This window comes from Streptomyces sp. NPDC002795, assembly GCF_042888725.1.
GTDB lineage: Bacteria > Actinomycetota > Actinomycetes > Streptomycetales > Streptomycetaceae > Streptomyces.
Window position 1 is genome coordinate 1 of the sequence record NZ_JBIAQB010000013.1, and the last position, 14585, is coordinate 14585.

The following is a 14585-nucleotide window of genomic DNA, read 5'->3' on the forward strand; positions in this document are numbered from 1 at the left end:
GTACTGCAGGGGGGACCCTGTGGGAGAGTAGGACGCCGCCGAACTAATTTTATAGAAAAGCCCGGACCGGGATACGGTCCGGGCTTTTCTGCGTTTCAGGTGCTTTCTACTGCGTGGAAATTCGGAGGCAGGCTCGCAATTCTTCGACTGCTTCCGGAGCTCCCGTGACCCGCACCTGTGAGGTCTTGTCAGCGCTCCCGCGGTTCCACAGATCGCGGAGCAGTGCCTCAGGCGTGCCGGCCAGGATGGCGTCCGCGAGGTCTGTGGCTGTTCCGGCCTTGAGAACGGTGAAGGCGGGATCGGGTCCTGTGCGGATGTGCCACGTCGTGGTCTTCTCCGCCTCCGCGCGTACCTCGTACGTCCGGCCCGGTGACGCGGACAGCGGCTCCCGGAAATAGTCGGACCACTCGGTGACCGCGTAAGCCGTGAACACCTTCAGGAGTTCGTCGATGCCGTCGATGGCGAGGTCGTCCGGGACGGGGGAGACCGGTCCGCCCGCCGCGAGTTCGGCGTCGATGCGGTGGATGACCGTCTCCTGTGCCATGCGGCGGATCCAGAAGCCGACGGTCTGGTCCGGGGCGTACCAGGTGCCCGACGGGTCCTCCGGCGAGCGTGCCGCGATGGCCGTTCGCAGTTCGGCGTAGGCGCGGTCCAGGAGGGCGAACGGTTCCTCGTCGGACGTGCCCTTCGGCGGCCACTCCGGTTCGGTGCCCGGAGCGGCCGCCAGTATGGCCTGCGTCTTGTGGGCGTAGACCTGCCCGACATGGTGCACGAGGTCGGTGACGGTCCAGTCGGGGCAGCTCGGGACCTGTGCCTTCGGGGCCGGTGTGGCGGAGGCGCCGAGCCGCTCGAAGTCGGCGGCCAGGCAGTCGAGATACCGGTCGAAGGACAGGGTTGTGCCTGCGTCATGGCTCATGGACGCAACGTAGCGGCAGGCACTGACAATTGGCCGGGGATTTATGGGGCCGGTCAGGTCAGGAGGGCTCCCGCTCCACCGGCAGCCACAGTTCCGCGTCCGCCGTCCTGGCGTCCGGTGACATTCGGGTCCGCAGGATCTCCGGGCCGGGGCGGGTGCGGTACGGGTTGGCGGGGAACCACTCCGCGTACACCGTCGCCCAGAGGGCCTGGATGGCCTCCGGGGCCGGGCCCGATGTCGTGAAGACCGCCCAGGTGCCGGCGGGTACGGCGAGTGTGGTGGTGCCCGCGGGGGCGGGGGCGTCAGGGCCGGCCACCACCCCGTGGTAGTAGTCGAGTTCGCTGCCCTCGGCGCGGCCGGGGTCCAGGTCGTCGCAGACCGCGACGATGCCCTCGGGGTCCTCACCGGAGTCCTTCGAGAGCTGTTCCAGGGCCGAGACGGTCTCGGGCGGGACGGACCGGACGAAGTCGATGATCGCCTGGTTCGGGCCCAGGTACACCAGGGGGACCCTGGCCTTCGGTCCGACGACGCTGAAGTCGGGGCGGTCCACTACGCGATAGCGCATGCTGCTGTTCCCTTCGACGGTGAGCCGGAAGGAGAGGCGGGGCTGGGAGACCAGTGCCGGTTTCGTCCGGCGGGCCTCGCCGGGGCCGACACCGTGCAGGGTACGGAACGCCCGGGCGAAGGCCTCGCCCGAGCCGTACCCGTAGCGCACGGCGATGGTCAGGAGCGACTCCTCGCCGGCGAGGACCTCCGCGCCCGCCACCGTGAGCCGGCGCCGCCGGACGTACTCCGACAGCGGCATGCCCGCGAGCGCCGAGAACATCCGGCGCAGGTGGTACTCGGACGTGGTGGCGATGCGCGCCAACTCCGCGATGTCCAGGGGCTCGTCGAGACGCTGCTCGATGTGGTCCATGACCTGGTTGAGTCGGTCCAGCAACCTGGACTCTCCTTCCGGTTCCTGCTGTTGACGTCTTGAACGTTAGGTGCGGTGCGCACCGGCCGACCCGACATCCTGTGCCCGATCAAGTCGGCCAGGGATGCCGTGTGAGCTGAGTACGTGAGCTGAGTACGCGCACTCAGGTAGGGGAACGGGCGTACGCCTTGGATGGAGACATGATCTCCGAACTCGTGGACGACTCCGTCGCACCGCCCGCGCCGCGTCCCCGTACGTGGGTCGCCCCGTTGATGTCCAGCGTGGTCACGCTGCCCGCCGCGCTTGTCGCGTACGTGATCGCGGCGGCCGTGCGCTTCGAGGTGAGCGCGGAGTGGGCCTTCACCGTCTTCGGCTGGGGGATGACCGTCGCGCTCCTCACGCTCGCGACGGCCTGGCTGCTGCCGTGGGAGGAACGGTTCGTGGCTCGCAGGCGGGGGTTCTCGGTGGCGGCGCCGTTCGCCGTCGTGGCGACGTTCGTGCTGTACCTCGCACTCGTCGACTGGCCTTGACGTCAGCGGCAAGGTCTAACGTCTTCGACATGCGCATCGGAGAGCTCGCCGCCCGCGCCGGTACGACGACGCGGGCGCTCAGGTATTACGAGTCGCGCGGGCTGCTGCCCGCGCGGCGCGGCGGCAATGGCTACCGGACGTACGGCGAGGAAGACCTGAGGGCCCTGCGGCAGATCCGTACGCTGCAGGACTTCGGGTTCGAGCTGGAGGAGACCCGGCCGTTCGTGGAGTGCCTGCGGGCCGGTCATCCGGAGGGCGACTCGTGCCCGGCGTCGGTGGCCGTGTACCGGAGCAAGGTCGCCGAACTCGATGCGCTGATCGGTGAGTTGACCGCCGTACGTGAGACGGTCGGCGCGCAGTTGGTGCGCGCCGAGCGGGCCATGGAGGCGCTGGCCGCGTCGCAGGAGACGGAGCCGCGCTGCGAACTGGCCGAAGCAGCCGAAGCAGCCGAAGCAGGGGAGACGGAATGACGTTGCGTGGAGTGACCGACGCGGACTTCGAGGAGCAGGTGTTGCGGGCGGGGCGGCCGGTGCTCGTGGAGTTCACCGCGCGGTGGTGCGGGCCGTGCCGGCAGCTGGGGCCCGTGCTCGAGTCGATCGCACAGGAGGAGCGGGAGCGGCTGGACGTGGTGGCCCTTGACGTCGATGTCAGTCCTGACGCGGCCGTGAAGTACGGGGTGCTCGGGACGCCCACGCTCATGGTCTTCAAGGACGGCGAGCCGGTGTGGTCGCGCGTAGGGGCACGGTCCAAGCGGAAGCTGCTGGAGGAGCTGACCGAGCTTCCGTAACTCCCGTAATTGGAATTCGGCCCCGCCCGGGGTATATTCGGTGTTTCTGTGTGCCCACAGAAAAGGCCCCTCAATGGGGGCCGATAAACACCAAGGTACCGGGCAGGGAGTTGTTTTGTCAAGCCGGGACAGCCTGGAATTGCAGAAAGAGCAGGAATACATCGACGCGCTCTACAGGCGCGTCGATGAGCTGCGTGGCGTCGCCGCGGACTCCGTGCGGGAGGCGGTCACCCCGGTGGGGACCGGCCAACAGGCCCTCCTCGAACGGGACCTGTTGGTCGTCGAGCGGTCGGGGCTGCTCGCCGCGTTGAATGCGGTGGAGGGTTCGCTCTGCTTCGGTCGAATTGACCTCAAGAGCGATGATGATCAAGAACTTGGTGTGGCGTACCACATCGGCCGTATCGGAATTCGCGCCGACGACTCCGAGCGCACGCCGATGCTGATCGACTGGCGGGCCCCCGTGGCTCGGCCTTTCTATCTCGCGACCGGTCATACGCCGATGGGGCTGCGCCGGCGCCGTCACCTCACGTTCGACGGGCGCACGGTCACCGAGCTGCACGACGAGATCCTCGACCTCGACGACTCGGAGCGCACCGGGTACGAGGCGCCGACCGGCGACACCGTGCTGCTCGCCGCCCTGAACTCGGCGCGCACCGGCCGCATGGGCGACATCGTGCAGACGATCCAGGCCGAGCAGGACCGCATCATCCGCCACCCGCACCCGGGCGTCCTCGTCGTCGAGGGCGGGCCGGGCACCGGCAAGACGGCGGTCGCGCTGCACCGTGCCGCGTTCCTGCTGTACGAGCAGCGGGAGCTGCTCGCCAAGCGGGCGGTGCTGATCGTCGGCCCGAACCCGGCGTTCCTGAAGTACATCGGTGAGGTGCTGCCCGGGCTCGGCGAGACCGGGGTGCTGCTTTCCACGGTCGGCGAGCTGTTCCCCGGCGTGCACGCCACGCGCAAGGACACGGCGCGCGCGGCCACCGTGAAGGGCTCGGCGGCGATGGCCGAGAGCCTCGCGCTGGCCATCGAGGACCGGCAGCGGCTGCCCGAGCCCGGCGCCGCGATGGTGATCCCGCACGACGACGGCGACCTGATCCTCGACTGGGAGATCGCCTACGAGGCCCGGCAGGCTGCCCGGGACACGAAGCTGCCGCACAACCTCGCCCGCCCGCACTTCGCCTTCCGGGTGATCGACTCGCTCATCGAACAGCTCACGGAGCGGATCGGCGCCGACCCCTACGGCGGCCCGAACTTCCTCGGGCCCGACGACATCGCCCAGCTCGGCAAGGCCGTCGCGACCAGCGCCGATGTGCACGCGGCCATCGAGGAGCTGTGGCCCGAGCTGACCCCGCAGGGCCTCGTCGCCGACTATCTGGCGGAGCCCACCCACGTACCGGACGAGGATGCGGACGCGATCCGCAGCACCCGGCCCGGCGAGGGCGAGTGGACGGTCGGGGACGTGCCGCTGCTCGACGAGGCCGCCGAGCTGCTCGGGTACGACGACAGTGCCGAGCGGGCCGCGGCGGAGGCGGCGCGGCAGGAGCGGATCGCGTACGCGCAGGGCGTGCTCGACCTCTCCAGGGGATCGGAGACGTACGAGTTCGAGGACGAGGACGAGTCGGAGGTGCTCGCCGCGCACGACATCGTGGACGCGGACCGGGTCGCCGGCTGGTACGAGGAGGAGGACCACCGCAGCGCCGCGGAGCGGGCCGCCGCGGACCGGACCTGGGCGTTCGGGCACATCATCGTCGACGAGGCGCAGGAGCTGAGCCCGATGGCGTGGCGGCTGCTGATGCGCAGGTCGCCGACGCGGTCGATGACGCTGGTCGGGGACCCCGCGCAGACCTCCGAGGAGGGCAGTGTCGGTGCGTGGGCGGACATCCTCGCGCCGTACGTCGAGGACCGCTTCGAGCACACGCGGCTCGGCGTCAACTACCGGACGCCGTCCGAGATCATGGATGTCGCGGCGGCGGTGTTGCGGGACTCCCGCCCGGGGTACGAGGCGCCGTCCTCCGTGCGGTCGACCGGGGAGCGGCCGTGGGTGCTGCGTGCGGACGATGTGGTGGAGGCTGCCGCCAAGGCGGCGGTCGAGCGGGTTCCGGAGGAGGGGCGGCTTGCGGTGATCGCGCCGCGGCGCCTGTGCGGGGCGCTGGCCGCGCGGTTGCCGGGGGTGGAGGCCGGGGGTGAGCCCGACCTCACGCGGCATCTGGTGCTGCTTGATCCGCGGCAGGCGAAGGGGTTGGAGTTCGACCGGGTGATCGTGGTCGAGCCGGGGGAGTTCGGGGTGAGTGATCTGTATGTGGCGCTTACGCGTGCCACGCAGGATCTGGGGGTTGTGCACGCGGATTCGCTGCCGCGGGCGCTGGAGGCGGGGCTCGCGGGGGCGCGTCCTTGACGTCGCGGGGCTCTGCCCCGGACCCCGCGCCTCAAACGCCGGCGGGGCCGTAGATGGGCGTTACGGCCGTAGCCACACCGTCGCCAGCGGTGGCAGCGTCAGGTTGATGGTTGCCGGGCGGCCGTGTGTGGGTTGGTCGTCCGGTTTGATCGGGTCGCGGTTCGTGATGTCGGTGCCGCCGTAGCGCGCGGCGTCCGTGTTCAGGATCTCGTGCCACGCCGGTGTGTCGTCCGGTACGCCCAGGCGGTACTCGTGGCGGACGACCGGGGAGAAGTTCGAGATCGACAGGAGCGGGGTGCCGTCGGACGCGTGGCGGAGGAAGGCGAAGACGTTGTCCTCCGCCGCGTCGCCGGTGACCCAGGAGAAGCCGACCGGGTCGGTGTCGCGCTCCCACAGGGCGGGCGCGGCGCGGTACCGCGCGTTCAGGTCCCGTACGAGCTCGCGCACGCCCCGGTGGTCGGGCTCGGCGCTGTACGCGGGGTCGAGCAGCCACCAGTCGGGGCCGTGCGCCTCGGACCACTCGGCGCCCTGTGCGAACTCCTGGCCCATGAAGAGGAGTTGTTTGCCGGGGTGGGCCCACATGAAGCCCAGGTAGGCGCGGTGGTTGGCGCGTTGCTGCCACCAGTCGCCCGGCATCTTCGAGACCAGTGAGCGTTTGCCGTGCACGACTTCGTCGTGCGAGATGGGCAGCACGTAGTTCTCGCTGTAGGCGTACACCATCGAGAACGTCATGTCGTTGTGGTGGAACTTGCGGTGCACCGGCTCGTGGCTCATGTAGTCCAGCGAGTCGTGCATCCAGCCCATGTTCCACTTCAGGCCGAAGCCGAGTCCTCCGAAGCCGCCGGGGCCGATGTGGTGGGTGGCGCGGGTGACGCCGTCCCAGGCCGTCGATTCCTCGGCGATGGTGATCACGCCGGGGACGCGGCGGTAGAGGGTGGCGTTCATCTCCTGGAGGAAGGCGACGGCGTCGAGGTTCTCGCGGCCGCCGAACCGGTTCGGGCTCCACTGGCCTTCCTCGCGTGAGTAGTCGAGGTAGAGCATCGAGGCGACCGCGTCGACGCGCAGGCCGTCGATGTGGAACTCCTGGCACCAGTAGAGGGCGTTGGCGACCAGGAAGTTGCGGACCTCTTTGCGGCCGTAGTCGAATTCGAGGGTGCCCCAGTCGGGGTGCGCGGCGCGCTGCGGGTCCTCGTGCTCGTACAGGGGGCGGCCGTCGAACTCGGCCAGCGCCCAGTCGTCGCGCGGGAAGTGGGCGGGGACCCAGTCCATGAGGACGCCGATGCCCGCTTGGTGCAGGGCGTCGATCAGGTGCTTGAAGTCGTCGGGGCTGCCCAGGCGGGCCGTCGGTGCGTAGAAGCCGGTGACCTGGTAGCCCCATGAGCCGCCGAAGGGGTGCTCGGCCACCGGCAGCAGCTCGACGTGCGTGAAACCCAAGTCCGATACGTAGGCGGGGAGTTGGTCGGCGAGTTGGCGGTAGGTGAGGCCGGGGCGCCAGGACGCGAGGTGCACCTCGTACACCGAGAACGGGGACGCGTGGACGGGACGCTCGCCGCGCTGCTCCAGCCAGGCCTCGTCGCCCCACGTGTGGTGGGAGGCGTGCACCATCGAGGAGTTGGCCGGGGGCGCCTCGGTGCGGGTGGCCAGCGGGTCGGCGCGCATCGTCTTGCTGCCGTCGGGGCGGGTGATCTCGAATTTGTAGAGTTCGCCCTCGCCGATGTCGGGGACGAAGAGCTCCCAGATGCCCGATGAGCCGAGCGAACGCATGCTGTGGGCCGCGCCGTCCCAGTAGTTGAAGGTGCCGACGACGCGGACGCCCCGGGCGTTGGGCGCCCACACCGTGAAGCGGGTGCCCTGGATGCCCTGGTGCTGCATGGGGTGTGCGCCGAGCGCCGTCCAGAGCTGTTCGTGGCGGCCCTCGTTGATCAGGTGCAGGTCGAGGTCGCCGAGGGAGGGCAGCAGGGCGTAGGCGTCCGCGATCCGCTGGGTCGATTCGGCGTACGTGATCTCCAGTTCGTACGCGGGTGGGACCTCGCGGAGTTGGAGCAGCGCGGAGAAGAAGCCGTCGCCGTCGTCGTGGAGTTCGGCGTGCAGGCCCTCCGGGGTGGTGACGGTCACGTGTCGGGCGTAGGGGCGCCAGGCGCGGAAGGCGATTCCGCCGTGGGTGGGGTGGGCGCCGAGCACTTCGTGGGGGGCGTGGTGGGTCGCGGCGAGGAGTCGGGTGCGGGCGTCCGGGGGGACGGGGGCCGGGGGCGGGGGTGTGGTGGGGCGGCGGGTCACGGTGGGCCTCCTTGGGCGCCTTCGTGTGTGGGTGCCGGGGTTCGTGTGCGCCTAAGAGGACAGTCGCTTCAGTGCTGTCAGGGGGACATGGAGCCAGTCCGGCCTGTGGCGGGCCTCGTACAGGGCCTCGTAGACGGCCTTGTCCGTTTCGTAGGCGCGGAGGAGGACCGGGGACGTGCGGGGGTCGGTGCCTGCGACCTCCGCGTAGCCGGTGCAGTACGCGGCGCGGCAGGAGAGCGACCAGTCGCCGTGCGGGGAGGCGTAGTCGAAGGAGCGGAGCATGCCGGCGATGTCGCGGTGGACGGGGTGCGGCAGGCGGCGTTCCGCGAGCGGGCGGGACGGTTCACCCTCGAAGTCGATCAGCTTCCAGGTGCCGGACGGCTCGCGCAGGCACTGGCCCAGGTGCAGGTCGCCGTGGACCCGCTGGGCCTGCCAGGTGCGGCCTTCGGCGCCGAGGGCCGCGAGCGAGTCGAAGGCGGTGCGCAGGCCGGGGACGTAGGGGAGCAGCGCCGGGACCTGCTGGGCCGTCGATTCGAGGCGGTGGGTCATCGCCGCCGCCAGTTGGTCGATGTGCGCGCGGGTGTACGTGACGGTGGGCAGCGCGCGGGCGAGCGCGCCGTGCACCTCGGCGGTGGCGCGGCCCAGATCGTGTGCCGAGGCCGCGAAGTCCTCCTGTTTGGCGAGGTGTTGCCGGGCGAGGTCCCAGCCGTCGGCCGCGCCCCTGAGGAAGGGCTGGAGTACACCGAGGGTCGCCTCGCCGTCGGAGGTCTCGAACCAGGCGACGGGCGCGGGCACCCGGTCGCAGCCCTCGCGGGCCAGGGCCAGCGGGAGTTCGAGGTCGGGGTTGCGGCCGGGGGCGACCCGGCGGAACACCTTGGCGATGAGCGTGTCGCCGTACACGACCGAGGAGTTGGACTGCTCCGCCGTCAGCGGGCGGGGCGCGAGGTCGCGCGGCACCTCACCGTGCGGGCCTCGGTGGAAGCGGAGGGCGCCGAGCGCGCCGGGTATTCGGAGCCGTTCGAGGAGGACCGCGGAGTGCCGGGGGTCCTGGAGCGCCTCGTACGCGGTGCGTCCGGCCAGTGGGCCCTGCGTGATGTGGCCGATCACCGCGGGGGCGAGGTGCGGGGCGGCGGCCTCGGCGGTGCCGATGAGCAGCTGGTAGCGGTCACCGGGCCCCTCCTCGTCGGCCGGTGGCTGGTGGACGCGGACGAGGAGGTGCAACAGGGCGGCGTCCGGCAGCAGTTCGGTGACGGAGTCGAGGGTGAAGCCGGTGACCGGGCGGCCCTTTCCCGCGAACCAGCGCTGGCGCGGCAGCCATTCGCGCAGCAACGGATCGAGCGACATGAGTAACGCGGATTCTCCGGCCGTCGGGGCGGCGGGCCGGGTTGCGGCTTCCGACATGGCGTCGTGTTCCTTTCCCGGATATGCGTGGAGAGTGCCCAGGTATGTCGTCGTCAGTCCTTGCGGAGGCGGAACCAGTAGAAGCCGTGTCCCGCCAGTGTCAGCAGGTACGGGAGTTCGCCGATGGCGGGGAAGCGCACTCCGCCGATCAGTTCGACGGGGTGGCGGCCGTTGAAGGCCTGGAGGTCGAGTTCGGTGGGCTGGGCGAAGCGGGAGAAGTTGTGCACGCACAGGACCAGGTCGTCTCCCGCGTCCTCGGTCGCGGGGGCCTCGCGCAGGAAGGCGAGTACCGCGGGGTTGGAGGAGGGCAGTTCGGTGTAGGAGCCGAGGCCGAAGGCCGGGTTCTGCTTGCGGATCTCGATCATCCGGCGGGTCCAGTGCAGCAGGGACGACGGGGAGGACATCGACGCCTCCACGTTGGTGACCTGGTAGCCGTAGACCGGGTCCATGATCGTGGGCAGGTAGAGGCGGCCGGGGTCGCAGGAGGAGAAGCCGGCGTTGCGGTCGGGCGTCCACTGCATCGGGGTGCGGACCGCGTCCCGGTCGCCGAGCCAGATGTTGTCGCCCATCCCGATCTCGTCGCCGTAGTAGAGGATCGGCGAGCCGGGCAGTGACAGGAGCAGAGCCGTGAACAGCTCGATCTGGTTGCGGTCGTTGTCCAACAAGGGCGCGAGACGTCGCCTGATGCCGATGTTGGCGCGCATCCGCGGGTCCTTCGCGTACTCCGCGTACATGTAGTCGCGCTCTTCGTCGGTGACCATTTCGAGGGTCAGCTCGTCGTGGTTGCGCAGGAAGATGCCCCACTGGCAGCGGGACGGGATCGCGGGGGTCTTGGCGAGGATTTCCGAGACCGGGTAGCGGGACTCGCGGCGCACGGCCATGAAGATGCGTGGCATCACCGGGAAGTGGAACGCCATGTGGCACTCGTCGCCGCCCGAGGCGAAGTCGCCGAAGTAGTCGACGACGTCCTCGGGCCACTGGTTGGCCTCGGCGAGCAGCACGACGTCCGGGTACTGGGCGTCGATCTCCTTGCGGACGCGCTTGAGCATCTCGTGCGAGGCCGGAAGGTTCTCGCAGTTGGTGCCCTCCTCGGCGTACAGGTAGGGCACGGCGTCGAGGCGGAAGCCGTCGATGCCGAGGTCGAGCCAGAAGCGCAGGGCGGCGAGGATCTCCTCCTGGACGGCCGGGTTCTCGTAGTTGAGGTCCGGCTGGTGGGAGAAGAAGCGGTGCCAGTAGTACTGCTTGCGGACCGGGTCGAAGGTCCAGTTCGAGGCCTCGGTGTCCACGAAGATGATGCGGGCGTCCGCGTAGCGCTTGTCGTCGTCGGCCCAGACGTAGTAGTCCCCGTAGGGGCCATCGGGGTCGGAGCGCGACTGCTGGAACCACTCGTGCTGGTCGCTCGTGTGGTTCATGACGAAGTCGATGATCACGCGCATGCCGCGGTGGTGCGCGGAATCCACGAACTCGACGAAGTCCGCCAGATCGCCGAACTCGGGGAGTACCGACGTGTAGTCCGAGACGTCGTAACCGCCGTCCCTGAGCGGTGACTTGAAGAACGGCGGAAGCCAGAGGCAGTCCACCCCCAGCCACTGGAGGTAGTCCAGCTTCGCCGTGATGCCCTTGAGGTCTCCGACGCCGTCGCCGTTGCTGTCCTGGAAGGAGCGGACCAGGACCTCGTAGAAGACCGCGCGCTTGAACCAATCCGGGTCCCGGTCCTTCGCAGGGGTGTCCTCGAAGGTGTCCGGGACGGGCTCATTCATCATCATGGTGTGGTTGACCCTCCGAATCCCATGTCCCGTCAGCTCCTGAGAGTTCATCGCGGCGTGGCCGGCGGCGGGAGGACGAGGATGTGCGCGGGCGTGCGGCCCGGCTCTAGGCGCACATAGTTCGTCCTGCCCCAGTGGTACGTCTCGCCGGTGAGTTCGTCGAGCACCGGCACGGAGGCGTGCCAGTCGAGCCCCAGGTGCGGCATGTCCAACGACACCGTCGCCTCCTGGGTGTGGTGCGGGTCGAGGTTCACGACGACCAGGACCGTGTTCGAGCCCTGTGCGGTCCGGACGCTCTTCGAGTACACCAGCACCGCGTCCTGATCGGCGTGGTGGAAGTGCACGTCGCGCAGCGTGCGCAGGGCCGGGTTGCGGCGCCGGATCGCGTTGAGCGCGGTGATCAGCGGGGCGATCGTGCGACCCTCCCGCTTCGCCGACTCCCAGTCACGGGGGCGCAGTTGGTACTTCTCGGAGTGGAGATACTCCTCGCTTCCCGCGCGCAGCGGGGTGTTCTCGCACAGTTCGTACCCGCTGTAGACACCCCAGGTCGGCGAGAGGGTCGCGGCCAGGACGGCGCGCAGTTCGAAGGCGGGACGGCCGCCGTCCTGCAAGAACGCGTGCAGGATGTCGGGGGTGTTCACGAAGAAGTTCGGCCGCATGTAGCAGGCCGCCTCCCCGCTCAACTCCCGGGCGTACTCGGTCAGTTCCTGCTTCGTGGTGCGCCAGGTGAAGTACGTGTACGACTGCTGGAAGCCGATTGCGGCCAGGGTGTGCATCATCGCGGGGCGGGTGAACGCCTCCGCCAGGAAGATCACGTCCGGGTCGCTGCCGTTGATGTCCGCGATCACCTTCTCCCAGAAGACGACCGGCTTGGTGTGCGGATTGTCCACCCGGAAGATCCGCACCCCGTGGTCCATCCACAGCCGCAGGACCCGCGTCGTCTCCGCGACCAGACCCGGCATGTCCTTGTCGAAAGCGAGCGGAAAGATGTCCTGGTACTTCTTCGGCGGGTTCTCCGCGTACGCGATGGAGCCGTCCGGCCGGTGCTGGAACCACTCCGGGTACTTCTGCACCCACGGATGGTCCGGCGAACACTGCAACGCGAAATCCAGGGCCACCTCCATGCCCAACTCCCGCGCACGGCCCACGAAATGGTCGAAGTCCTCGAACGTGCCCAGCTCCGGGTGGATCGCGTCGTGGCCGCCCTCGGGCGAGCCGATCGCCCAGGGCACCCCCACGTCGTCCGGGCCCGGCGACAGCGAGTTGTCAGGACCCTTGCGAAACGTCGTGCCGATGGGATGGACCGGCGGCAGATACACCACGTCGAAGCCCATCGCGGCGATCGCCGCGAGCCGCCGCGCCGCCGTACGGAAAGTACCGCTCACCGCAGGCTCACCGGGCTTGACCACCGCGCCCTCGGAGCGCGGGAAGAACTCGTACCAGGACCCGAAAAGAGCCCGCTCCCGCTCCACCAGAAGGGGCAACTTCCGGCTGCGCGTGACCAGTTCGCGCAGCGGATGGCGGGCGAGGGCCCGCAGGATGTCGGGGGCGAGCGCCGCGGCGAGCCGGGAGGGGGCCGGACGCGTGGTGTCACGGAGCGCGGCGGCGGCCCGCGCGATGGTTTCGCGAAGGGGTGCGGGGGCGCCCTTCGCGGCGCGTTCGTGCAGCAACGCGCCTTCCTCCAGGACGAGTTCGGTGTCGATGCCCGCCGGAATCTTGATCTTCGCCGCGTGCCGCCACGTCGACACGGGGTCGCCCCATGCCTCGACCCGGTACGTCCAGCGGCCCGTCGCGTCCGGGGTGACCTCGGCGCCCCAGCGGTCGGTGCCGGGGGCCAGCTCGCGCATCGGTGTCCAGGGGCCCGGCTCGCCGTCGGGGCCGTGCAGCACGACGTTCGCGGCGACGGCGTCGTGCCCCTCGCGGAACACGGTGGCCGTGACCTGGAACGTCTCGCCGACGACGGCCTTGGCGGGGAGCCGGCCGTGCTCGACGACGGGGTGGACGTCGCGTATGGGGATGCGGCCCATCGTGGCGCGTGGTGCCGGGGGAGTAGAGCGCTTTGCGGGCATGACCGCTCCTGTCCGCGGGAAATCGGGGGTGCGGAAACGAGATTCGGGGAGGGGGCCGTGCGGTGAAGCCGTGCGGCGTACCGGTGGAGCCTTCCACGCTCCATCGGCGGGCAATCCGTGTCGTACCAACTACTCGTCACTACTGGCGCGTAAGGGAACACATAAGACCGGCCCCGCCGAAATCGACGGGACCGGACCATGGGCTCACCCTCCCTTCCTCTACGGGTTGTTGACCTGAAGCAGCTTGTTCGGCGAGCCGAGGCCCGCGCCCGTCACCTTGCCCGTCGCGGCGCGCTCGGCCAGTGCCTTGCTCACCTCGGCGGGCGAGGCCGTCGCGTGGTCGGCGAGGTACAGCGCGGCCGCGCCCGCGACGTGCGGCGACGCCATGGACGTGCCGGAGAAGGTGGCCTTCCCCGAGTCGCTCTTGTACGAGGCGGACGTGATGTCCACGCCGGGTGCGAACAGGTCGAGTCGAGTACCCCAATTGGAGAAGCTCGCACGCGCGTCCTTCTTGTCGCTCGCGCCGACGGTGATCGCTTCCTGGACGCGGGCCGGCGAGTACAGCTCCGCGGGCATGTTGTCGTTGCCCGCCGCCACCGTGTAGGTGACACCGGAGGCGATGGAGTTCCGTACGGCGGCGTCGAGTTGGGCGTTCGCGTAGCCGCCGAGGCTCAGGTTCGCCACGGCAGGGCGCTGGGCGTGCTTGGTCACCCAGTCGATGCCCGCGAGCACCTGCGCCGTCGTGCCGGACCCCGCGTCGTCGAGCACGCGCACGCCGACCACGTCGGCCTGTTTGGCGACGCCGTACTGTTCGCCCGCGACGGTCCCGGCGACATGGGTGCCGTGTCCGTTGCCGTCCTGCGCGGTCGAGTCGTTGTCGACGAAGTCCCAGCCGCTCGTGGCCCGCCCGCCGAAGTCGCGGTGGGTGGCGCGGATGCCGGTGTCGATGACGTAGACGTGCACGCCCGCGCCCGCGGACTCGGGCCAGGTGTACGAGTTGTCGAGCGGCGGATCGTTCTGGTCGATGCGGTCCAGGCCCCACGAGGGCGGGTTCTTCTGCGTGTGGCCCGTGGTGACCTGGGAGTCCTGGACGACCGACGCGACGTCGCCGTCGGCCGCGAGCCGCTTGGCCTGCCCCTCGCCGACCGTCACCGCGTAGCCGTTGAGCGCCTGGCTGTAGGTGTGGCGTATTTTCGCCCCGTACTTCTCCGCGAGATCCTTGCCCGCGGCGGACGGGGCCTTCGTGTCCCCCTTCAATGTCACTATGTAGCTGCCCGCTATGGAGCCGGGATCCCCGGCGCCGGATATCCGTCCCTGTACGGGGGCGGCGTCCGCGGGCAGCGTCATGGCCGAAAGCACCGCGACCGTGGCGACCGCGGTGAGCCCACCGGCCCAGCGCGTCCGTCGCTTTCGCGTCACTCGCACGGTCCCTGCCATGGATGAGTTCCCCTCCTCAACTCGGCGCGCTCTCACGCCAGTTGGCAGCCTCTCGTGTGGTGTGAAGCACCACAAGGAGGTACGAGGTGGC

11 protein-coding genes are annotated in these 14585 nt (G+C 69.8%); 4 read left to right on the forward strand and 7 right to left on the reverse strand.

The genetic code is table 11. From position 1 onward, the window contains the following. Positions 1–106: 106 nt before the first annotated feature. Both ACFYWS_RS32675 and ACFYWS_RS32680 read right to left on the reverse strand, forming a co-directional pair. Complete coding sequence (locus ACFYWS_RS32675; RefSeq protein ID WP_389282464.1) at positions 107–916, reverse strand: maleylpyruvate isomerase family mycothiol-dependent enzyme; 810 nt, start codon at positions 914–916, stop codon at positions 107–109. Between the two features lie 58 nt (positions 917–974). Next, the gene (locus ACFYWS_RS32680; protein WP_389282465.1) at positions 975–1856 is read right to left on the reverse strand and encodes a GyrI-like domain-containing protein; all 882 of its coding nucleotides are present in this window, start codon (positions 1854–1856) and stop codon (positions 975–977) included. Between the two features lie 176 nt (positions 1857–2032). Between ACFYWS_RS32680 and ACFYWS_RS32685 the strand changes: the two genes are divergently transcribed. The 4 genes from ACFYWS_RS32685 to ACFYWS_RS32700 all read left to right on the forward strand — a co-directional run bounded on the left by ACFYWS_RS32685 (position 2033) and on the right by ACFYWS_RS32700 (position 5544). Then, positions 2033–2362, forward strand: coding sequence for a hypothetical protein (locus ACFYWS_RS32685; RefSeq protein ID WP_389282467.1), 330 nt, complete (start codon positions 2033–2035; stop codon positions 2360–2362). A gap of 29 nt (positions 2363–2391) precedes the next feature. Continuing rightward, positions 2392–2832 carry a MerR family transcriptional regulator gene (locus ACFYWS_RS32690; protein ID WP_389282468.1) on the forward strand — a complete coding sequence of 147 codons (441 nt, stop codon included), beginning with the start codon at positions 2392–2394 and terminating at the stop codon, positions 2830–2832. After that, positions 2829–3149 (forward strand): thioredoxin, encoded by a 321-nt coding sequence (trxA, locus tag ACFYWS_RS32695; RefSeq protein WP_389282470.1) that lies wholly within the window; start codon positions 2829–2831, stop codon positions 3147–3149. Before ACFYWS_RS32690 ends, trxA begins: the two co-directional genes overlap by 4 nt. 139 nt (positions 3150–3288) lie before the next feature. After that, positions 3289–5544 carry a HelD family protein gene (locus ACFYWS_RS32700; protein ID WP_389282472.1) on the forward strand — a complete coding sequence of 752 codons (2256 nt, stop codon included), beginning with the start codon at positions 3289–3291 and terminating at the stop codon, positions 5542–5544. A 60-nt stretch (positions 5545–5604) separates the two neighbouring features. Here ACFYWS_RS32700 and glgB read toward each other — a convergent pair whose 3' ends face one another. The 5 genes from glgB to ACFYWS_RS32725 all read right to left on the reverse strand — a co-directional run bounded on the left by glgB (position 5605) and on the right by ACFYWS_RS32725 (position 14494). Further along, positions 5605–7821 (reverse strand): 1,4-alpha-glucan branching enzyme, encoded by a 2217-nt coding sequence (gene glgB / locus ACFYWS_RS32705; protein ID WP_389282474.1) that lies wholly within the window; start codon positions 7819–7821, stop codon positions 5605–5607. A gap of 51 nt (positions 7822–7872) precedes the next feature. Beyond that, on the reverse strand, positions 7873–9222 hold the full coding sequence (locus ACFYWS_RS32710; RefSeq protein ID WP_389282476.1) for a maltokinase: 1350 nt from the start codon (positions 9220–9222) through the stop codon (positions 7873–7875). A 53-nt stretch (positions 9223–9275) separates the two neighbouring features. After that, the gene (gene treS / locus ACFYWS_RS32715) at positions 9276–10988 is read right to left on the reverse strand and encodes a maltose alpha-D-glucosyltransferase (RefSeq protein ID WP_389282478.1); all 1713 of its coding nucleotides are present in this window, start codon (positions 10986–10988) and stop codon (positions 9276–9278) included. Between the two features lie 47 nt (positions 10989–11035). Then, a complete protein-coding gene (locus ACFYWS_RS32720) occupies positions 11036–13057 on the reverse strand; it encodes a maltotransferase domain-containing protein (protein ID WP_389282479.1) in 2022 nt (673 codons plus the stop codon). Between the two features lie 219 nt (positions 13058–13276). After that, on the reverse strand, positions 13277–14494 hold the full coding sequence (locus ACFYWS_RS32725) for a S8 family peptidase (protein WP_389282480.1): 1218 nt from the start codon (positions 14492–14494) through the stop codon (positions 13277–13279). Positions 14495–14585 lie beyond the last annotated feature (91 nt).

Coding starts and splice junctions, on each gene's coding strand:
- ACFYWS_RS32675 (WP_389282464.1), bottom strand. CDS start 916: ATGAGCCATGACGCAGGCACAACCCTGTCCTTCGACCGGTATCTCGAC.
- ACFYWS_RS32685 (WP_389282467.1), top strand. CDS start 2,033: ATGATCTCCGAACTCGTGGACGACTCCGTCGCACCGCCCGCGCCGCGT.
- ACFYWS_RS32690 (WP_389282468.1), top strand. CDS start 2,392: ATGCGCATCGGAGAGCTCGCCGCCCGCGCCGGTACGACGACGCGGGCG.
- trxA (WP_389282470.1), top strand. CDS start 2,829: ATGACGTTGCGTGGAGTGACCGACGCGGACTTCGAGGAGCAGGTGTTG.
- ACFYWS_RS32710 (WP_389282476.1), bottom strand. CDS start 9,222: ATGTCGGAAGCCGCAACCCGGCCCGCCGCCCCGACGGCCGGAGAATCC.
- treS (WP_389282478.1), bottom strand. CDS start 10,988: ATGATGATGAATGAGCCCGTCCCGGACACCTTCGAGGACACCCCTGCG.
- ACFYWS_RS32720 (WP_389282479.1), bottom strand. CDS start 13,057: ATGCCCGCAAAGCGCTCTACTCCCCCGGCACCACGCGCCACGATGGGC.
- ACFYWS_RS32725 (WP_389282480.1), bottom strand. CDS start 14,494: ATGGCAGGGACCGTGCGAGTGACGCGAAAGCGACGGACGCGCTGGGCC.